This is a genomic window from Novosphingobium profundi (assembly GCF_020524485.1).
Taxonomy (GTDB): domain Bacteria; phylum Pseudomonadota; class Alphaproteobacteria; order Sphingomonadales; family Sphingomonadaceae; genus Novosphingobium; species Novosphingobium profundi_A.
On record NZ_JAIVLF010000003.1, the window covers coordinates 602,131 to 623,383 of the forward strand.

12 protein-coding genes are annotated in these 21,253 nt (G+C 66.6%); 4 read left to right on the forward strand and 8 right to left on the reverse strand.

Annotated features, from left to right (window positions below; translation table 11 throughout):
• The first annotated feature begins 141 nt into the window (after positions 1 to 141).
• The 3 genes from LC060_RS09090 (at position 142) to LC060_RS09100 (ending at position 3,829) form a co-directional block, all read left to right on the forward strand.
• Positions 142 to 798: a GntR family transcriptional regulator gene (locus tag LC060_RS09090; RefSeq protein ID WP_226634728.1), complete on the forward strand. Its 657-nt coding sequence runs from the start codon at positions 142 to 144 to the stop codon at positions 796 to 798.
• A gap of 24 nt (positions 799 to 822) precedes the next feature.
• Positions 823 to 2,244 carry an amino acid permease gene (locus LC060_RS09095; protein WP_226634730.1) on the forward strand — a complete coding sequence of 474 codons (1,422 nt, stop codon included), beginning with the start codon at positions 823 to 825 and terminating at the stop codon, positions 2,242 to 2,244.
• Positions 2,245 to 2,314: 70 nt separating this feature from the next.
• Positions 2,315 to 3,829: a glycoside hydrolase family 27 protein gene (locus tag LC060_RS09100; protein WP_226634732.1), complete on the forward strand. Its 1,515-nt coding sequence runs from the start codon at positions 2,315 to 2,317 to the stop codon at positions 3,827 to 3,829.
• Between the two features lie 39 nt (positions 3,830 to 3,868).
• Here LC060_RS09100 and LC060_RS09105 read toward each other — a convergent pair whose 3' ends face one another.
• The 8 genes from LC060_RS09105 to LC060_RS09140 form a co-directional block, all read right to left on the reverse strand.
• Positions 3,869 to 6,190 (reverse strand): DPP IV N-terminal domain-containing protein, encoded by a 2,322-nt coding sequence (locus tag LC060_RS09105; protein WP_226634734.1) that lies wholly within the window; start codon positions 6,188 to 6,190, stop codon positions 3,869 to 3,871.
• A 106-nt stretch (positions 6,191 to 6,296) separates the two neighbouring features.
• Positions 6,297 to 7,295 carry a 4-hydroxyproline epimerase gene (locus tag LC060_RS09110; RefSeq protein ID WP_226634735.1) on the reverse strand — a complete coding sequence of 333 codons (999 nt, stop codon included), beginning with the start codon at positions 7,293 to 7,295 and terminating at the stop codon, positions 6,297 to 6,299.
• Positions 7,296 to 7,308: 13 nt separating this feature from the next.
• On the reverse strand, positions 7,309 to 8,223 hold the full coding sequence (locus LC060_RS09115; protein WP_226634737.1) for a dihydrodipicolinate synthase family protein: 915 nt from the start codon (positions 8,221 to 8,223) through the stop codon (positions 7,309 to 7,311).
• Positions 8,224 to 8,396: 173 nt separating this feature from the next.
• Positions 8,397 to 11,120: a TonB-dependent receptor gene (locus LC060_RS09120; RefSeq protein ID WP_226634739.1), complete on the reverse strand. Its 2,724-nt coding sequence runs from the start codon at positions 11,118 to 11,120 to the stop codon at positions 8,397 to 8,399.
• Positions 11,121 to 11,341: 221 nt separating this feature from the next.
• Entirely contained in the window at positions 11,342 to 12,949 is a 1,608-nt protein-coding gene (locus LC060_RS09125; RefSeq protein WP_226634741.1) for a family 43 glycosylhydrolase, read from the reverse strand.
• A gap of 4 nt (positions 12,950 to 12,953) precedes the next feature.
• Entirely contained in the window at positions 12,954 to 14,744 is a 1,791-nt protein-coding gene (locus LC060_RS09130) for a DUF885 domain-containing protein (protein ID WP_226634743.1), read from the reverse strand.
• On the reverse strand, positions 14,674 to 15,768 hold the full coding sequence (locus LC060_RS09135) for an Ldh family oxidoreductase (protein ID WP_319005413.1): 1,095 nt from the start codon (positions 15,766 to 15,768) through the stop codon (positions 14,674 to 14,676). The genes LC060_RS09130 and LC060_RS09135 overlap by 71 nt, the downstream gene beginning before the upstream one ends.
• Before the next feature lie 44 nt (positions 15,769 to 15,812).
• Positions 15,813 to 18,161 carry a glycoside hydrolase family 127 protein gene (locus LC060_RS09140; protein WP_226634745.1) on the reverse strand — a complete coding sequence of 783 codons (2,349 nt, stop codon included), beginning with the start codon at positions 18,159 to 18,161 and terminating at the stop codon, positions 15,813 to 15,815.
• Positions 18,162 to 18,455: 294 nt separating this feature from the next.
• On the opposite strand from LC060_RS09140, the gene LC060_RS09145 reads away from it, so the two are divergent.
• On the forward strand, positions 18,456 to 21,209 hold the full coding sequence (locus LC060_RS09145) for a DUF5695 domain-containing protein (RefSeq protein ID WP_226634747.1): 2,754 nt from the start codon (positions 18,456 to 18,458) through the stop codon (positions 21,207 to 21,209).
• Positions 21,210 to 21,253 lie beyond the last annotated feature (44 nt).

The following is a 21,253-nucleotide window of genomic DNA, read 5'->3' on the forward strand; positions in this document are numbered from 1 at the left end:
AAATTGTCCCTTCCCGATAGTCGGCCTAATCAGGGCGGAACCCTGACCAAAGGTTCATTTGCGGGCGCAGGAACATCCGTCTACGTTATACGGTTGTCGCATGCCGCCTGCGGGCGTGATGCATTCCTGGAGAATTAAGTCGTGACAATTGTAGTTCGGACACTGGCAGAGCGGATTTTCGAAGTCATCCGCGAGCGGATCATCGAAGGCAAGCTTTCGGTCATGGAGCCGGTCCGCCAGGACGCGCTCGCCAAGGAACTGGGGGTCAGCAAGATCCCGCTGCGCGAAGCGCTCGCCCGCCTCGAACATGAGGGCCTCCTCACCAGCCAGCCCAACCGCGGCTGGTTCGTCCAGCCGATGACGAGCGACCAGGCCGAGGAAATCTACGAGCTGCGCCTCGCCTTCGAGCCCGTCGCCGCCGCCCGCGGCGCGCGCATGGCCACCGAGGAAGACCAGCAGGCCGCCATCGCCGCGTTCGAACGGCTCGACACGGCCGCCAATTCCGCGCTCAGCGAAGTGGGCGTGCGCAACCGCGAATTCCACGTGACGCTGGTGCGCCCCGGGCAGCGCCTGCTCACCACCCAGCTGGTCGAGCGCCTCGAAGTGCTCGCCGAGCGCTACGTCATTGCCCATCTGGAGCCCGCCGGTCGCGGCAACCGGGCGCACACCGAGCACAAGGGGCTGCTCGACGCCTGGCTCGCGCGCGACGAGGACGCCGTGCGCGCCCAGCTGACCCATCACATCGCCAACACGCTCGAAGACCTTCGGGCCCATTTCGCCGTCAGCCCGACCGGCTGACGCACTGCACAGCAAGGGGACTGCATGCTCGGACCGAGAAAGACACTCGAATCTCTCGCTCATCGCGAAACCGGGCATAGCCTTGCCAAGACCCTGAGCTGGCCGCACCTCGTGGCCCTGGGTGTCGGCGCCATCGTCGGCACGGGTATCTACACGCTGACCGGCGTGGGCGCCGAGCGTGCAGGTCCCGCGGTGATCCTGGCCTTTGCCATCGCGGGCGCGGTCTGCGCCTGCGCGGCGCTCGCCTATGCCGAGATGGCCACGCTCATTCCGGCGGCGGGCAGCGCCTATACCTTCAGCTACGCGGCCATGGGCGAGACCGTCGCCTGGATCGTGGGCTGGAGCCTGATCCTCGAATACTCGCTCGCCTGCTCGACGGTCGCTGTGGGCTGGTCGGGCTATCTGGTCGGCTGGATCCAGTCGGCGGGCGTACCGCTGGCCGAAATGCTGCTGACAGGCCCGTTCACAGGCGGCCTCATCAACCTGCCCGCCGTCCTGGTTGCGCTTGCCATCATGGGCATGCTGATCGGGGGGACGCGCGAGAGCGCGACGCTCAACATCATCCTCGTCATCATCAAGCTCGCCGCGCTCAGCGTCTTCGTCGCGATTGCGCTGCCCGCCTTCCAGGCCGACAATCTCCAGCCTTTCATGCCCTACGGCTTTGGCAGCAGCGAGATCGGCGGCGCCAAGCGCGGGGTCATGGCGGCGGCGGCCATCGTCTTCTTTGCCTTCTATGGCTTCGATGCCGTCGCGACCTCGGCCGAGGAAGCCAAGAACCCGGGCCGTGACCTTACCATCGGCATCATCGGCTCGATGCTGGTGTGCACGGTGATCTACATGGCCGTGGCCTTTGCCGCCGTGGGCGCGCTCCCGTTCCAGGAACTGGGCCATAGCGCCGAGCCGCTCGCGCTGGTGCTGCGCGCGCTCGACCAGCCTTTTGCCGCGCATGTCATCGCGCTCGCCGCGATCATCGCGCTGCCGTCTGTCATCCTGGTGATGATGTACGGGCAGAGCCGCGTGTTCTTCGTCATGGCGCGTGATGGGCTGCTGCCCCGCGCGCTTGCCCGGATCAACCCGAAGACCGGTTCGCCCACGCGCATCACGCTGATGACCGGCATCTCCATCGCGCTGGTCGCGGGGATCTTCCCGCTCGACAAGATCGCCGAGATGGCGAACGCGGGCACGCTCATCGCCTTCATCGCGGTCGGCGCGTGCCTGATGATCATGCGCCGCCGCGAGCCGTCGCTGCCGCGCCTGTTCCGCTGCCCGCAGCCCTACCTTGTCGGCACGCTCGCCATTGCGGGCTGCGCCTACCTGCTCTTCAGCCTGCCCACCGACACGCTCATCCGCTTTGCGATATGGAACGTCGCCGGGCTGATCTTCTACTGCCTCTACAGCCGCCCGCGCAGCAGCGCCGGGCGCGATCTCGCCGCCCAGCGCGCCTGACCCCCGCCTATCGGGCAGGACGCCCCCGCGCGTCCTGCCCCGCCATCCACGAACCCTGAGGAGACCTCCCGTGTCACGTTCCGCCGTGATTGCCGCCGCGCTTGCCGCCGTGGCCCTTCCCTTCGCGCCCGCCGCGCAGGCCAAGACCCCGTTTGACGGCGTCTGGCTCTTCGACGAGGCCCCCGACCGCCCCGGCGTCACCATGATGGAGGTTCGCTCGAAGGGCGATGCCATCGAGGGCGAAGTCACCACCCAGTGGTATGGCCCGGTCACGATGCAAAACGCGCGCATGGAAGATGGCACGCTCACCTTCGAGGCCACCAACATCAACGACTGGGACCACCCGACCCGCACCTGGCACGTCGCCATGGCGGACGGGAAGGTCCAGCTCACCGGCCAGATCTGGTTCAGCGAGATCGACGAGACCGGCCACAAGGGCACCGCGAAGGACGCGAAGGCACGCGCCTTCCAGTTCACCGAACTGCCCGAGATGGGCGCGCCGATCCCCGGCACGCTCGCCCCCACCCCGCCGATGGGCTGGTCGAGCTGGAACAAGTTCGACGAGCACATCGACGATGCCACGGTGCGCGCGATGGCCGATGCCATGGTCACAAGCGGCCTGCGCGATGCCGGCTACACCTACATCAACATCGACGATGGCTGGCAGGGCACGCGCGATGCCAACGGCGCGCTGCAGCCCAACGCCAAGTTTCCCGACATGAAGGCGCTGACCGACTACGTCCACGCGCGCGGCCTCAAGATCGGCATCTACTCCTCGCAGGGGCCCAAGACCTGCGCGGGGTATGAAGGCAGCTACGGCCACGTGAAGCAGGACGCGCAGACCTTTGCCGACTGGGGCTTCGATTACCTCAAGTACGACCTGTGCTCGGGCGAGTGGTTCTACAACGACCGCGACACCGTGGTGCGCAGCTACTACGAAATGGGCAAGGCGCTGCGCGAAACGGGCCGCGATATCCTCTTCTCGCTGTGCGAGTACGGCCGCTTCGAGGTCGGCAGCTGGGGCCGCGATGTCGGCGGCGAGCTGTGGCGCACGACCGGTGACATCACCGACGACTACAAGACGATGGCGCAAATCGGCTTTGACCATAACGGCAAGCCCGAGCACGCCGGCCCCCACGGCTGGAACGACCCCGACATGCTGGAAATCGGCAACGGCGGGATGAGCGCGGACGAATACCGCACACACATGTCGCTCTGGGCCATGTCGGCCGCCCCGCTGATGATGGGCCATGACCTGCGCGAGACCAGCGCAGACATGCTCGCGATCCTCGCCAACCGCCGCATCATCGCGGTCGATCAGGACACGCGCGGCATCCAGGGCCAGGCCGTGCGCACCGAGGGTACCACCGAGGTCTGGGCCAAGCCGCTTGCCGACGGGTCGGTGGCGCTGGCGCTCTTCAACCGCGCCGAGGCGCCGATCACCGCGACGATGAGCGCGGGCGATGCAGGGCTGGCGAGCGTGTCGAAAGTCGAGGATCTGTGGTCGGGCGCGGTCACGTCGGGCCTTGCGGGAAGCTACGAAGTCCCCGCGCACGGCGTGGTAATGCTGCGCGTCACGGCCTGAGCGTACGAGGGGGCGGGCGGCCCGCCCCCTCTTTGCCCATCAGAGCGCGGCAGCCTCGGTGCCGTGGGTCTGCAGCGCGTCCACGAAGAAATCGAACTGGCGGCGCGTCACGTAGTCGATGGGGCCGCTCGAACGGCCGGTGGAATGCTCGCCACCGGGCACGACCAGCAGGTCGAAGTCCTTGTCCGCCTTGATGAGCGCATCGACCACCTGCATCGTCGAGGCCGGATCGACATTGCTGTCCTGCTCGCCCACCACCATGAAAAGGCGGCCCCGAAGCTTGTCGGCGTGCTCCACGCCCGAGGCGGCAAGGTAGGACGCATCGACCGGCCAGCCGAGCCACTGCTCGTTCCAGCTGATCTTGTCCATGCGGTTGTCGTAGCAGCCCGCCAGCGCAAAGCCGGCCTTGTAGAAATCGCCATGGAAAAGGAGCGCGTTGAGCGTGCTCTGCCCGCCCGCCGAGGCGCCGTAGATACCCACGCGCGCGATGTCGTAGGAGGGATCGCGCGCGGCGAGCGCACGGTGCCAGGCGATGCGGTCGGGAAAGCCGGAATCGGCCAGGTTCTTCCAGGCGACGTCATGGAACGCCTTGGAGCGGTTGGCCGTCCCCATGCCGTCGATCTGGACGACGATGAAACCCAGGTCCGCCAGCGCCTGCATCCCGATCACCTTGTCCCCGCCCGAATGGTAGCCAAAGGGCCAGAAGCTCTTGGGCACGAAGCTGTCGTGGGGCCCGGCGTAGATGTTCTCGATGACAGGGTAGGACTTGGCCGGGTCGTAGTCGCGCGGGCGCACGACAAGGCCCCAGATATCACTCGTGCCATCGCGGCCCTTGGCGGTGAAGACTTCCGGGGGCCGGAAACCCGCGTCGGTGAGGCGCGTGATGTCCCCGCGCGCGATCTCGGCCACCTTTGCGCCATCCTCGGCGCGGCGCAGCACGGTGACCTCGGGCGCATCGACGCGCGAATAGGTGTCGACGAAATGGCGCATGTCGGGCGCGAAGCGGGCCTGGTGGTTGGCCGTCTCGGGCGTCAGCGCGACAAGGTTGCGCCCGTCGAAATCGACCCGGTAGTAATGCACGAAATAGGGGTCCTCGTTCGGGGTCATGCCACTCGCGGCAAACCAGATCCGGCGCGCCGCATCGTCCACCCGGACGACCTCGCGCACGACCCAGTCGCCCCTGGTGATCTGGCGGGCCACCTTCCCGCTCTTCCCATCGACGAGGTAGATATGGCGATTGCCGTCGCGCTCGGAGGTCCAGATCAGCTCCTTGCCCAGGCCATCGACGTCGTGGACGAAGCGCTTTTCGCCAAAGACGAAGGTGCCCGCTGTCTCCGTCACGGCGGCATGCGCGCGGCCCGTGGCAGCATCAACGGCAATCACTTTGGCTTCCTGGAAGCCGCGCTGCATGTAGTCGAACTCGGCGCTCTCACCATCGCGCCGCCAGCGCGGGGCGGACAGTTCGTAGGGGTTGGGAAAGAGCGCGGGGTCGATCTCGGTCACCGCGCCGGTCTGGACATCGACAAGGACGGGCTGTTCCTGGTCGATCACATCGCCGGGCTTGGGGTAAAGCTGGGTCTGCAGGCCCGGTTGCAGTTGTCCCGCAGGTGCCGCCTCGACGCGCAGGACTTGGCGCGCATAGCCCGGGCGCACGCGGTAGATCATCAGGTGGCGGCTGTCGGGCGACCAGGCGATGGTCTCGGGATCGTAGAAGTTACCTTCAGTCCCTGTGCCCGTGCGCAGGCGCACCTCGCCTCCGTCCGCAGCCCGGACAAGGAGGTTGCTGTCCTCGACCAGCGCCTCAAGCGCACCATCGGGCGAAACCCGCGGGGTGTTGTCGGCGGGCACCGAGAGATCTCGCACCACGCCAAAGCCGCGCGGGCGGCCGGGATAGGACAGCTTGCGGCAGGTGTAGTCGGCAAGGCCACATTCGTAGGGCGTGTAGTCGATTTGGAAGCGGATCGTCTGGCGCGCGGCGTCGGTGAAACTGAACTCGGTAAAGGGCAGACGCAGCGGCGCGATCTCGTGCCCGAGCACGTGGCCCAGCCCTTCGGCGAGGCGCGCATGGTCGAACGAGGGCGCGCGCGTCAGGCCGTCCAGCGTCACCGTCTCGAAGGCAAAGCCGCCTTCGACCGTGCGGCGGTAGGCGAAGGCCGCGCTGTCCGGCGTCCAGCTGGCGGGCCAGGCGATGCCGCGTGTCAGATACTGCCAATCCTCGCGCAGGTGCACCGAACGCGCGACTTCGGCGCGGGTCGGCTCGGCGTGGGCCGGAGCGGCGAGAAGCCCGCTCGCGAGCGCGGGCACGGCAACCGAGAGCGCCAGCGCAAGGCCAAGGAGCGGGGAACGGGACGCAGCGGACATGATGGGCAACCCTGTTGTTTTCGTGGTGCGTGGGGCCCGTCGGCAGGGCCCGCTCTACAGACGCGAAGCGGGGGCGAGGTCATCCCCCGCCCCCGCCGTACTTGGATCAGGTGACCTGGAAACCGTCCCAGAACCTGTCCTCGCGGTCGATCCAGATGGTGTTGAACCCGGTGGCTATGGCCGAGCCTTCGATCGAGGGCACGATGGCCGGCGTGTCGCCCAGCGTGATCTCCTTCTCGACGCGTCCGATGAACTGACTGCCGATGTAGCTCTCATGGACGAAGCGGTCCCCGACCTGGAGCTTGCCCTGCCCGGCCAGGTGGGCCAGGCGCGAGGACGTGCCCGTCCCGCACGGGCTGCGGTCGATGGCCTTGTCGCCGTAGAACACCGCGTTGCGCCCGTCCGCGCCTTCGCCGCGCGGAACATCGGTCCACAGCACATGGCTGACACCGCGGATCGTGGGGTCGAGCGGATGGACCGGCTCGAACGCGGCGCGCACCGCTTCGCGCACGCGCGGCGAGAGGGTGAGAATCTGGCTCGCACTCATCGCCTCAAGGCCCGTGTAGGCGCCCTGCGGCTCGACGATGGCATAGTAATTGCCCCCGTAGGAGACATCGACGGTGAGCGGCCCCAGCCCTTCCACGTCGATCTCGATACCGCGCGCGGCGACATAGGACGGCACATTGGTGATGCGCACCGAAGTCACCTTCGCGCCCTCGACATTGTAGGCGATCTCGATGAGCCCGGCGGGGACCTCCACACGCAGGCTGCCCGGCGTTGCGGGCTGGATCAGGCCATGTTCGAGCCCGAAGGTGATGATGCCGATGGTCCCGTGCCCGCACATCGGCAGGCAGCCCGAGGTCTCGATGAAGAGAATGCCGATGTCGTTGGCGGGATCGGTCGGGGGATAGAGGAAACCGCCCGACATCATGTCATGGCCGCGCGGCTCGAAGCACAGCCCGGTGCGGATCCAGTCGAAGCGCTCCAGGAAATCCTGCCGGCGCTCGGACATCGTGGCCCCTTTCAACAGCGGAGCCCCGCCCGCGACAAGGCGGACGGGGTTCCCGGCTGTGTGACCATCGATGCAGAAGAAGGTGTGTCGCATCGAGGTTCCTGTATCAGGCGACGACGGGATCGGCGAGCACGGGCCGCGTGGCCGCGGCCTTTTCGACCATCGCGATCACCTCGGCGCGGCGCGCACCGACGAGCGGCTGGCGCGGGGGCAGGACACGCTCCGAACCACGGCCCATGACCTGCTCGGCCAGCTTGATCGACTGGACCAGGTCATGCTCGGCATCAAGGTGGAGGAGCGGCATGAACCAGCGGTAAATCTCCAGCGCCTTGGCGTGGTCGCCGCGCTGGAAGGCGTTGACCAGTTCCACCGATTCGCGCGGGAAGGCGTTGGTGAGGCCCGAAACCCAGCCCTGTGCGCCCAGGTACAGACCTTCGAGCGCCACGTCGTCGAGCCCGGCAAAGAGCACGAAGCGGTCGCCGCAGGCGTTCTTCACGTCGGTGAAACGGCGGCTGTCGGGGGCCGATTCCTTGACCGCGACGATGTTCTTCACATCGACCAGCGCTTCGAGCACCTGCGCGGTGATCTGCGTGCGGTAGGCAGGCGGGTTGTTGTAGAGCATGATCGGCAGGCCGGTGCTGTCCGCGACGCCCTTGAAGTGGGCGACCAGCTCGTGCGGCTGGGGCACGTAGACCATGGGCGGCAGCAGCATGAGGCCGTCCGCGCCGATCTTCTCGGCCTGCTGGGCCCAGCGCGAGGCGCGGCGCACGTCGTATTCCGAAACGCCGGTGATGACGGGAACGCGCCCGGCCACGGCCTCGACGATGCCGGTCAGGACCTCGACCTTCTCGTCGAATTCCAGCGAGTTGTTCTCGCCCACCGTGCCAAGGGCGATGACACCCGTCACGCCGTCGCGAATGAGATCGTCCACGACGCGCTGCGTATCGGCGACGTCGATCGACAAATCCTCGCGCACCTGCGTGGTAACGGCCGGGAAAACGCCCTTCCAATCAATTGACATGAAAACTGTTCCTCAGGGGTGGGTTTGGTTGGCTGAGATATCGTATACGATATTACTTTTGGCTTGGCAACGAGTCTTTTGCACTTGCGAAAGCCCGTCCCGGACAAAAAAGGGGCCGCACCTTCCAACCGGTGCGGCCCCTCCTCTGGTTTGGTGCTAGGCCGGTGCGCGCATCAGAAACGGAAGCGTACGCTGGACTGGATGGTGCGGGCCAGCGTGCGCACGCCCAGCGGCAGCAGTGCCTGGTTGCCGTGGTAACGGTACACGTCGTTGCCCAGGATGTTCGACGCCTCGACCGAGAGGGTCATGAACTTCACCGGCGTGTAGTTGATCGCCGCGTCCAGACGCTGGGTCGCGTCCTGATAGGGCGAATACTCCGGATTCTGGTTCCAGATGCCCATGCGGTAGGACGAGCGGTAGTTGTAGGCCACGCGCGCGCTGAACTGCGGGGTGTCGTAGAACAGCGCGGCGTTCGCGGTCCACTTCGAGGTGTTGGGCGAATCGAAGGCACCGGGGAAGTCCTCAGGGTACGGATACTCGATGCGCGCCTTGAAGATGTGGCTGGCATTGAGGCTCACACCGAAGTTGCGAAGGATGCCCGGGGCAAAATCGAAGAAGGTCTGCACCGTGCCTTCGAGGCCAATGAACGTGCCATCGCCTGCGTTGCGCTGCATCTCGACATAGCCGAAATCGGAGTCGAAATCGTCAAGGTCGATGCCGTAGTTGAGCATCTCGGTCGCATCTGCATCGTTGCGGTCATAGTACAGGAAGTTCGACGCCTTCTTGTAGTAGCCCGCCAGCGAGATCTGCCCGCCGCGCCCGAAGTAGTACTCCGCGCTCGCGTTGAACGACTGCTCACGCTGCTGCTTGAGCGAGGGGTTGCCCGCAAAGACGATCGGCGGCGAAGAGCGCGTCTCGGCGAAGTAGAAGGGGCGCGAATCGTAGAAGCTGGGGCGGAACACGTTGGTGCTGTACGACAGGCGCAGCTGGACCTGCGGGTCGAAGTGCAGGATCGCGGTCGCGGTCGGCAGGATCGCGGCGTAGTTGCCCTTGCCCGGTGAGACCTGGACGATGTCGAGCCAGCCGTTGTCCTCGTTGCCCGGACGATAGTTGTAGCTGGTGGAGGTGCCCCAGGTGTTGGTGAAGCGCGCGCCGGCGAGACCGTCGATGGGAATGCCCGCGAGCTCGAAACCGTAGTTGACCTGCGCGTAGGCCGCGAAGTTCTTCTCGTTCGATTCGAAGGTCTGGCCCTGGTCGCTCGGCGGGTAGAGGCTGGAGAAGCGCTCCGCGTTGCCCGGATCGTACTCCTGGATGTACTGGCGGATCTCGGCGACATTCGCGCGCGTGATGGAACCCGGAATGCGCAGCCATTCCATGCTCGATCCGCCGATATCGGGCCCGATCATCGAGGCATCGCCGAAGCCCGGGAAGGTCTCGAAGGGCGCGAACGTGCCATCGACGCGCGGGAAGCCGTCGCGGTAGCCGTAATAGCGATCGACCTTGCGCTGGTTGAAGCGGCCACCGACCTGCAGCGTGCGCAGGAAGCCGTTGTCACCCAGCTCGATCGTCATGTCGGCCTGGGCCGCGAATTCCTTGTTGTTGGACCCCCCGCGGTTGTCCTGGAAGCGATCGACGACGTACTGCGACGGATCGGTCAGATCGACGTTGTTGAAGGCGATCGAGGGCGCGCCGCGGCTGTAGATATCCGAATTGAAGTCGACGTTGGCCGAGGTCAGGTTCTCGGGCCGCAGGATCGTCTCGACGAAGTAGTTGCCCTCGTTCGACCAGTTGTACTGGACGCTGCCGTGCAGCGTCACGCGGTCCGAGTGCCAGTTGGCTTCGAAGTTGGTGGTGTAGAGATTGGAGTGGAACGAGTTGTACTGCGTGTCGATGCCCGCAGGCAGGCCGTTCGCGTTGCTCACCGTGGCCGAGGCGATGGTGCGCCCATCGTCCATCATCACGACATTGCTGAGGTCCTGGACCTGCATGTCCTGCACGTAGAGGCGCTCGACCGAACGCTTCTCGCGCGAGCCGATGTAGCCGCCCTCGAAGACGAGTTCGAGGTTGTCGGTGGGCTTCCACTGCAGCACGCCGTTGATCGAGGGGCGCTTGGTGTTGCCGTTCTCCAGCCCGTAGAAGGCGCGGTAGGGGATGACCCCCATGGAGCCATCGGCCAGTTCACGCTCGAAGGGCGATTCGCTTTCGATGTAGTTCTCGCGGTAGATCGTGCGCGTCCACGAGGCGTTCACGAGGAAGCCGATCTCGCCGATGCCGGTGTCGAAGCGGTTGGCCAGCAGCAGCGAGCCGTAGGGGCTGACCTTTTCGGAAATGTCGTCGTAGGACCCGCGCACGCTGCCCGCGATGGTCCAACCATCTTCCAGATCGAAGGGACGGCGCAGTTCGACGTTGACGGTACCCGCGATGCCGCCTTCGACCTGGTCGGCGCTGCGGGTCTTGTAGACGTCGACCTGCTTGAGGAGTTCAGCCGGGATGTCGGCGAGGTTGAGCGAGCGCCCGTCACCCAGATTCGTCTGGTTGCCGTTGACCGTGGTCTGGATCTCGGAAAGACCGCGAATGGTGACGCTCTGCCCCTGGCCCCGCGCGCGGTCGATCTGGACGCCGGTCACGCGGGCAAGCGCCTCCACGACGTTGTTGTCGGGCAGCTTGCCCACGTCCTCGGCCACGACCGAGTCGACGATCTGCTTGGAGTTGCGCTTCTTCTCGGTGGCCTCTTCGACCGCCCCGCGCACGCCGTTGACGATGATCGGATCATCGCCTTCCAGGCTGGTCGCATCCTCGGTGACATCGGCTGCGGCCGCTTGCGCGACCATCGGCACCGACGCCATGGCGACCAGCGTCATCGCGCTGGTGACCTGCAAAAATCCCCTGAACCTCATTTTCATTCCCCTTCACCGTAGTGTTCTTGTTACCCCTATATATCGTATACGAACTATAATATTTGGTATGTGTCAAGGCATTTGTCATGGTTGAGAAACACGCACCGGCGTATCTCATAACCCGCTAAAATCCCTGATTTTAAACAAAAATGGCGGAGCTGGTGTGTCCAGCCCCGCCATCTTCATGCCACCTTCAGGCAAAATTTGTCCGGCAAATAGAATCAGCCGCAGGGCTCCGGCGCCGGGGCGTCCGCCGCGCGTGGACGTGGCAGCGCGGCTTCGGGAGCGAGCGCTTCGAACTCCTGCACGGCGAGGCCTGCGTGCTCGGCGCCCTTGCCCGAGGCCTTGAGGACCGCGCGCAGGCACCGCGTCGTGACAGGCGCGAAGGCGACCTCCTGGAAACGGCCCGGCTGCGTGCCGTAGGGTCCCTCGGCCTTGACCGGCGTCCACCCCTTCCTCGCGGCGTCCCAGTATTCAAGATGCCAGCTTTCAGGCGGTGCCACGCCCACGGAGGCACCGGCGGGCTGGTCGTTCCAGAACCACAGGCGCGCGCCGTTCAGCGTCACCGGCGTGTCCCAGGCATAGGAGATCCACTGGCCGGGCGGATTGTCCGGACGCCAGCTGCCCCACATCTCGGGCGGCAGCGGGTTCGCCCTGGTCACCCCGTCGTTGAGCGCGGCGATCCAGTACTGGACAGGGACAGGCGTGTTCGAGGCGCCGGGCGTCGCGGCTGCCGCCACGTTGCGCGTGGGCACAGGCGCGGGGCCTTCGCGGCGCGTGGGCACCACTTCGCGGATGCGCGCCGGGCTGACACTGTCGTCCCACTCCATCGCGTCGAGCGCGACCGAACGGCGGAAGTGCCCGCCCCCTTGCGCATCGGCGGTGTGGTAGGCGAGGTACCACTGCCCCTTGAACTCGACCGCGCCCGGGTGCGAGGTGGTGGAAGACACAGGCTTCAGCACCACGCCGCGATAGGTCCAGGGCCCGAAGGGCGACGGCGCCGAGCCATAGCCGATGCAGGCGTGGTAGACCGCGGGCGTGCAGTCGGAATCCGGCCCCGCCCGGTTGCCCGCGTAGAGCATGTAGTAGGTGCCCTTGCGCTTCAGGATCCAGGGGGCCTCGAAGAAGCCGGTGAGCCCCGTGATCTCGCGCTCAGGGCCCTTGGTGTGGACCATGTCGGGTTCGAGCTCAATCGCGCGCACCTGCCCGAAGGTGCCCCAGTAGAGGTAGACCTTGCCATCCTCGTCGATGAGGACGGTGGGGTCGATGTTCTGGATGTCGTTGCCGACCGGCACGCGCTGCGAGATGATCGGCCCTTCAGGGTGCGCGTCGCGCCAGGGCCCGGTCGGGCTGTCGGCCACGGCCACGCCGATCGCGAAGCGGTCCTTCGCGTCGGAATCCTTCTCCAGCACCGGCGCATAGAAGTAGTAGCGCCCATCTGCCCCAGGCACGATCTGCCCGGCGTAGGCGCGCCCTTCCTCAGCCCAGTCGAACACCGCGTGCGGGCGCGCGACGGCCGGGTAATGCGTCCAGTCGCCCGAGGCCGGGTCCTTGGTGGTGAGCAATTGCCATTCGGGCATGATGAAGTCGTTGACCTCGGGCTCGGCCATGTCGCGCCCGGCGAGGATCCAGAGCGCATCCTCAGCGACGAACGGGGCCGGGTCGGTCGAATAGTAGTCCCCGTCCGCCAGGATCGGGTTGCCTGGCACATGCAGTTCGCGCGGGGCGAGCGCGGTGGCGGTGGTGGTGGTGGTAGGCGCCGGCTGCGCGCAAGCGGGCAGCGCCAGCGCGCTCGACAGGAGCGCGCCCACAAGAGCGGTACGTATCATGGTGTCATTCCTCGTCGGGATAGGGGCCCACACCGCCCTCGGCGATGAGCTGGTCGACGCGCGCGTCGATGAGCGGAAGCGGTACCGAGCCGATCTCGAGCACGGCATCGTGGAAGGCGCGGATGTTGAACTTCTCGCCCAGCGCCGCCTTCGCCTTACGGCGCGCGTCGAGGAAGGCGAGTTCACCCATGTAGTAGCTGAGCGCCTGCCCGGGCCAGGAGATGTAGCGGTCGACCTCGGTCTCGATCTCGTGATTGGAAAGCGCGGTGTTGCTGCGCAGGTAGTCCTGTGCCTCTTCGCGGGTCCAGCCCTTGGCGTGGATGCCGGTATCGACCACCAGCCGCGAGGCGCGCCAGGCCTGATAGCTCAGCATCCCGAACAGGTCGTAGGGCGTCTCGTACATGTCCATGTCCTCGCCCAGCGCCTCGCAGTAAAGCGCCCAGCCCTCGCCATAGGCGGACAGATACGTGTCGCGTCGGAAGGCGGGCAGCGCGGTGTTCTCGGCCGCGAGCGGCATCTGGAAGGCATGGCCCGGCGCGCTCTCGTGCAGGGTCAGCGCGACCTGCGAATAGAACGGGCGCGAGGGCAGGTCGTAGGTGTTGACGAGATAGATCCCCGGTCCACCGCGCCCGCCGGTGTAGAACGGCGCGATGTCGTCGGGCACCGGCTTGATCGCAAAGCGGCTGCGCGGGAGGCGCCCGAAGTACTGCGAGGCCTTGCCGTCAAAGCTCTTGGCGATCCAGGCCGCGCGGTAGAGGAGCTCCTCGGGCGTCTTCGGATAGAACTGCGGATCAGTGCGCAAGTGCTCGAAGAATTCGCCCAGCGTGCCCGTAAAACCGACCTCGCGCATGACATCGTCCATGCGCGCGCGGATCCGGGCCATCTCGGCGAGGCCCAGCTGGTGTATCTCCTCGGGCGTCTTCTCCAGCGTCGTGAACTCGCGGATCTTGGAGAGGTAGTAGGCGCGTCCATCGGGCAGCTTGTCGGCGCCCAGCGAGGTGCGCGCGGCGGGCGTGTACTCATTGCGCAGGAAAGCGAGCAGCTTGCCGTGGGCGGGGATTACGTCCGCCTTGATCACGCGCAGCGCGTCGGCCTCGATCTGGGTGCGCGTGGCCTGGGGAATGGTGTCGGGCAGGTCGGCGAAGGGCGCAAAGAAGACGTTCTGCTCGCTCGCGCCCGCCGCGATGACCTGCGCAATGCCCTCGTCGCGCCCGGCCAGCGTGACGCGCGGCGCGGTGAAGCCGCGCGCAATGCCGGCGCGCATGTTCGCGATCTGCTGGTCGTAATAGCGCGGGATATCGCGCAGCATGGCCAGCATCGCGCGCGCACCCGGCTCGTCCTTGACCGGCTCGCGCACACGGGCCGCCAGGTTGCCCCAGAAGCTGGTGTCGGCGTTGAAGGGCTTTTCGTAGTCGCGGTACTGCTGCTCGGTCAGCAGCGCGTCGATCTGGTTCGCGTAGACCGCGTAGTTGATCTGGTTCTCACGCGAAAGCGCGGCGGTGTCGATCCTGGAGAGCTTTGCCTTGACCTTGCTCCAGCGCGCCAGCTTTTCTGCCTGCGCCTCAGGCCCGACATCGGGCAGCGCGGGGGTGTCCTGCGGGTTGTCCTCGTCCGGGCCCCACAAGGAGCGGCGCCATTCCCATTCGCTGGTGTAGAGCGCCTCGAACGCGCCGTCGGCCGCAGACGTAGCTTTCGCCCCGGCCTCGCTTGCAGGCGCGGCGGCCTCAGTCGGCAGCGGCGCCATCGCCAGTGTCGTTGCCGCCAGAAGCAGCGCGCGCAGGGCCGGTCGTTGCATGGGTCTTGCCTTTTTGCAGGAGGTCGAGAAGTTCGGCGTGGAAGGCGGCCGGGATGCGCAGGCCGTGCTTCATGGTTTCGCGGCGCGCGGCGATGCGCCGGGCGCCCGGAAGGCGCGCGCCCTGCCCTTCGATGGCCGCAAACATGGTCTCGCCGTGCGCCAGGTATTCCTCGACCCGGTCGCCGAGGAAGCCCGCCGGGTCGATCGCGATGAGAAGTTCCCCGCCCAGCGGTGAGCCCCCACGCCCGGCGTCGCTGGCAAGCGACTGCGCGCTCGTCATGTCGCCGATCAGGGGCCCTGCGATCAGTTCGACCATGGCCGCGAGCGCGGAACCCTTGTGACCGCCGAAGGTGCGCATGGCTCCGTCAAGGACGGCCTTGGCGTCGGTCGTCTCGCGCCCTTCGGCGTCATAGCCCCAGTCGGCGGGCACGGGCTTGCCCGCACGGCGGTGGAGTTCGATGTCGCCGCGCGCGATGACGGTGGTGGCGAAGTCGAAGACAAAGGGCTCGCGCCCCGGCCGGGGCCAGGCAAACGCGATGGGGTTGGTCCCGAAGACCGGCTTGGTGCCGCCCGCTGGCGCCACCCAGGCGTGGTTGGGGGTGAAGGCCAGCGCCACCAGCCCCTCGCGCGCCAGCGCCTCGACTTCGGGCCAGAGCGCGGCAAAGTGCACGACGTTGTTGAGCGCCATGGCCGCCACGCCCTTGGCCCGCGCCTTTTCCACCAGCAGCGGCAAGCCGCGCGCAAAGGGGAGCTGGGCAAAGCCCCCCTTCCCGTCCACCCGCACCAGCGCGGGGGCAGGCTCGCTCACCTCCGGCTCGGCGTCGGGCGTGACCACGCCCTTCTCGACCGAGGCCGCCGCCACCAGCAAGCGGTAGAGGCCATGCGAGGTGCACCCGTCGCGCTCACCCGCCACCATCGTCGCGGCGACGGCGGCGGCGTGATCGGGCGCCAGGCCCCAGGCCTCCAGCACGTCGCGCGCCAGGGCATCGGCCTCCTCGAGGGTCAGGTCTACGGTATCGGTCATGGAAAAGATGCGGGCCTTGTTCGTGGCAGCCAGGAGGGCTGCGGTTACGTCGCGGTGCCGGGCTTGGCGGTGAAGAGGCGAACCCCGAAGACCGGCCCTGCGGTGTTGCGCTCGTGCGGCACGAAGCGCACGCGCACGCTGTCCTTGTCCTTGGTCAGTGCCTGCGGGAGCGGGTACTCGACATCGAAGAACTTGCCGGGGCGGTCCTCGCCCAGAACCTGCGTGGCCACCTTCACCCCGTCAACGAGGATGTCGAAGGCACGGCCGCGCTCGCTGCCCCAGTAGGTCGCCTGGAGCAGCAGCGGCCCGGGCTTCACCTTCATCGAGAATTCGAAGAAGCCGCCCGAGCGCGCATCACGCCCGTTGCGCCCGCGGTAGGCGGCGGGCCAGGAGTTCTCCGAGATCAGGTTGTGGTCACGCTCGGGCTGCATTTCGCCCAGGTGCATGACGTCGATCGAGCGCGCCGCGATGTCCTTCTGGCGGGCCTGTTCGGCCAGGTAGGCGGCCTCTTCCTGCTTCCACTGCCCTTCGCTGAAGCGCTTGAAGTAGATCGCGCTGCGGCGCTCGTACTGGCTGTAGAAGGGCACGAAGTTGCGATCACCCGGGCGCACGATGCCCCGCGTGACATAGCGCGGACGGTCCGAGACGATGGGGTAGAAGGCCTCCAGCGGGTTCTCGCCGACCATTGCAGGCTCGACGTCCTTCCACTCCATCTCGACCGGGCCAAGGTCCGCGGCCATGACCATCGGCCCGCGCAGGACCGAGACCACCTCGGGCGCACCGGGCGCGGATTCGAGGCGCAGGTCGAGCGGCAGCGAATAGTCGATCACGTCGCCCGCCTGCCAGCGGCGCTCGATGCGGACATAGCCGTTCACCGGCGTGACCTGCGCCACTTCGCCGTTGATACGCAAGCCCACCGCGCCCTGGCTCCAGCCCGGGATGCGCAGCGCGAGGGCAAAGCGCGAGGACTTTACCGTCTCGAGCGTCAGGCGCACGTCGCCCTCGAAGGGGTAATCGGTCGCGAGGCTCAGGGCGACGCCCTTTTCCTTCCAGACCGCGCGCGAGGCGATGAACAGGTTTACAAAGAGCGTGTCCTCACCCTGCCAGTAGATCGAATCGCCGTGCTTGGCGTGGCTCTCCATCCCCGAGCCCACGCAGCACCAGAAGCCTTCCTCGCCCGGCTGCGAATAGCCGCGTTCCGCGCCGCTCATCATCGGCGTCATGTAGGTGAAGCCCGCGTTGTGCGGGTTCTGCGCCGAGAGGACGTGGTTGAGGTGCGCGCGTTCGTAATAGTCGAACAGCGCCGCCTCGGGCTGCCAGGAATAGAGCTGCCGGGTCAGCTTGAGCATGTTGTAGGTGTTGCAGTGCTCGCAGGTGGACTCGGTCAGGTGCTGGGCGATGGTGTCGGGCTCGGAGAAGTACTCCCGGTCCGCATTGCCGCCGATCACGTAGCTGTGGTGCTGCGTGACGATGTCCCAGAAGAAGCGCGCGGCCGTCGCCGGGGCCTTCTCGCCGGTCAGCTCGTGGATGCGGCCAAGGCCGATCAGCTTGGGGACCTGCGTGTTGGCGTGGAAGTTCGCCAGCTTGTCCTCCTGCGCGACGAGCGGGTCGAGCACGCGCTTGTCGTAGATGCGCTTGGCGATCTGCATCCAGCGCGCATTGCCGGTGCGCGCGTAGAGTTCGGCGTAGCTTTCGTTGAGACCGCCGTATTCGCAGCCCAGCAGCTCCTGCATCTGCGCCTCGTCGAGCGCGTCGAACATGTCCGCGAAGTACGCGGCGAGCCCGATCAGGACGTTGAGCGCCTTGTCGTTGCCCCAGGCCGCGTGGATGTCGAGCAGGCCGGCGAACATCTTGTGCACGGTGTAGAGCGGCGACCACGAGCCGTTGAGGTCGAACCCGCCTGACTTGATGATGCCCTCGCGCACCTCGTCGAAGACGGTGATGCCATCGACGATCTCGCCGTCCTTGGTCTTGCGCCCCAGCGCGCCGATGTAGCCGTTGCCGCGCGCGGTCTGGCAATCGGCCAGCTCGTCAACGATGTAGTCGGCGCGGCTGCGGCATTCGGCGGTGCCGCGCTGCTGCCAGGTGAGCACGAGCGCGGTCATGTAGTGGCCGAGCGTATGCCCCGCGATCGTGTCCGATTCCCAGCCGCCGTAGATCTCGGCCTTGGGCTCGAGTCCGGCGTACTTGCGGAAGTTGTGCAGGAAGCGGTCCGGGCTGAGCGAGAGCAGGTAGCCCTCGTTGACCTCGACCGCGGTCGCCCAGTCGGACGCGGTGAGGCGCACGTCGTTGAGGGGCAGAGGCGTTGCCCGCAGGGGCATGACCGGCTTCACGACCGCGGCAAACCCGCGCGGCGCCACCCCGCACAGCGCGAGCGCGGCAACCCCAGACATCCATTGGCGCCGACTGGCTTTCATCCCGAAACACTCCTATCGAATATCGTATACGTTATTGATAGCCTGAGTGATCGCCGAGTCAATCCCCTGTGGATCCGCTCCCAAGTGCGCTCCAACCCCGCGGAAATACAGGAGCCGATAACGCACGCAGAGACCAGAGCAGGGCACGCCCTCTCCACAATTACTCCGATTATATATCGTATATTTTCCTTGACGCCCCCCGCTGCAATCGTCATCCCACGATCAAGAGACCCGAGCCTGGCTGGCATCGGCCGCAAATGAGGACCTGACATGAACCGCGTACTGCGCCCCCTCCCGCTGCTTGCCCTGGCCATCGCCACGGCGGCCCCCACCGTGCTTCCGATCACTGCCGTCCAGGCCCAGGACGAGAAGCCCAAGAAGGTCTACCCGCCGATCATCAAGACCGAGATGACGACGCAGGACTTCAACCTGGCGCTGCGCGCGGACACCCAGACGCTGGCGAGCCTGGCACCCAAGGGCGTGAGCGCCTTCGACTTCGTGCCCGCCGGGCGCGAGGCCGAGCGCGCGGCCAACGGCTATGTCCATATCGGCGACCTGCACCTGCGCCTGCGCACCGGCGGCGGGGCCTGGCAGGACTACAACTCCTCCACCTTGCGCAAGCAGATCACCGCGCTGCGCGGCGGCAAGGACGTGCTCGCGGCCGCCGACATCACCACTTCGATGGGCGAGGGTATCCCGCTCAAGGTCGAGCGCCGCTGGCTCAACGAGGACGGTGTCCTCGCCATGCGCTTCACGCTCGAAAACACGAGCGCCGAGGCGGTCGAGATCGGCGTGCTGGGCATGCCGATGGTCTTCGACAACATCATCCTCGACCGGGACCTGGATTCCGCGCACCAGGAAGCGAGCTTCGTCGATCCCTATATCGGGCGCGATGCAGGCTACCTGCAGGTGACCCGCCTTTCGGGCGAGGGCCCCGCGCTTCTCGTCCTGCCCGAAAAGGGCACCCCGCTCGAAGCCTACAAGCCGATCTACGAGAAGGCCTGGGCCAAGAAGGACGACAACTTCACCGACCTCTCGCCGCGCGGGCAGGTCTCCGAAGGCTTCTATGACTGGACGGTCGCCAGCAAGGGCTTTGCCGAGAAGGAATGGTCCAAGGCATCCCGCCAGTGGAACGAGCCGACCAGCATCACCCTCCAGCCGGGCGAGCGCCGCAGCTATGGCGTGAAGTTCGTGACCGCCCCCAGCATCCGCGCGATCGAGGACACGCTCGTCGCGCACAAGCGCCCGGTCGCGGTCGGCATTCCCGGCTACGTCCTGCCCACCGACCAGAGCGCGAGCCTGTTCCTGAAAGCGCCCAGCAAGGTCACGGGGTTCGAGAGCTTCCCCGAAGGCGCCCTGTCGCTCAGCGAAGAGGGCAGCGGCGAAGGCTGGGCACGCTACCAGGTCAAGGCCAGCGGCTGGGGCCGCGCGCGCCTGACGCTGACCTACGCCGATGGCCAGAAGCAGACGGTGAGCTACTACATCACCAAGCCCATGGAGAAGGTCGTCGCCGACCTTGGCCACTTCACCACGCACCAGCAGTGGTTCGAGGGCAAGGGCGATCCCTTCCACCGCACCCCTGCGATCCTCTCCTACGACCGCGAGGAGAACAAGATCCTTACCCAGGACGGGCGCGTGTGGGTCGCGGGCATGAGCGATGAGGGCGGCGCGGGTTCGTGGGTCGCGGCCGCCATCAAGCAGCTCGACAATCCGGATCCCGAAGAGGTCGCGCGCATCGAGCGCCTGGTCGACGAGACCGTGCTCGGCACGCTCCAGATCGACGAGGGCGAGCACAAGGGCGGCGTCAAGAAGAGCATCTTCTACTACGAGCCCGAGGAATTCCCCGACTATTACGATCCGAAGATCGACTGGTCGAGCTGGACGGCGTGGAACAAGGAGCATTCCAACGACCTTGGCCGCACCTACAACTACCCCCACGTCGCGATCGGGCACTGGGTGCTCTACCGCCTGGCGCGCGACACCGAGGGGCTGGTCACGCGTCACGACTGGAAGTTCTACCTCAAGTGGGCCTACGTCACGAGCGTCGCGATGATGCGCGATGCGCCCTACTACGCGCGCTTTGGCCTGATGGAAGGCGATGTCTTCCTCGACATCCTCAAGGACCTCGAGCGCGAGGGAATGACCGAGGAAGCGGCCAACATGAAGCGGCTGATGACCGAGCGCGCGGACCACTGGCGCTCGCTCAAGTACCCGTTCGGCTCGGAGATGGCCTGGGATTCCACCGGCCAGCCCGAAGTCTACGCCTGGATGGACCACTTCGGCTACGAGCCGCAGGCCGAGGCCACCCGCGAGGTCATTCTGGGCTATGACCCGACGATCCCGAGCTGGGGCTACAACGGCAACGCGCGCCGCTACTGGGACTTCCTCTATGGCGGCAAGGTCAGCCGCATTGAGCGCCAGATCCACCACTACGGCTCGGCCCTGAACGCGGTGCCGCTGTTCACCGCCTACCGCAAGAACCCCAAGGACTTCCACCTCCTGCGCGTTGCCTACGGCGGCATGATGGGCGGCATCACCAACATCGATCAGGAAGGCTTCGGTTCGGCCGCGTTCCACTCCTATCCCGACATGATGCAGTGGGATGCGATCACCGGTGACTACGGCATGGGCTTCTATGGCCACGCCATTACCGCCGCGACCTACCTTGTCGATCATCCCGAGTTCGGCTGGCTGGGCCTGGGCGGCAAGCTGGAAACCCAGGGCGACACCGTCCACGTCGTGCCCCAGGACGGCGCGCGCCGCCGCCTCTTCGTGGCCCCTGCGGGCCTGTGGATCACGCTGGAGGCGGGCAAGATCGCCTCGGCCGACTACGACACGAAGACCGGCGAAGTGCGCCTGACGCTCGATCCGGCAAGCGCCATCACGCCGCGCGCGCGCCTGCTCTTCGAGACCACCACCAAGGACGGCAAGCCCTACGCCAGCGACACCGGCTCGCTGGAGCGCGGCGCCTACGCCTTCGAGCTTGGCAGCGGCCCCAAGGTCGTGACGCTCAGCCCGCGCTGAGCCCCGCAAGCCTTCCGGGGCGGTCGGGTCCCTCCCGACATTGC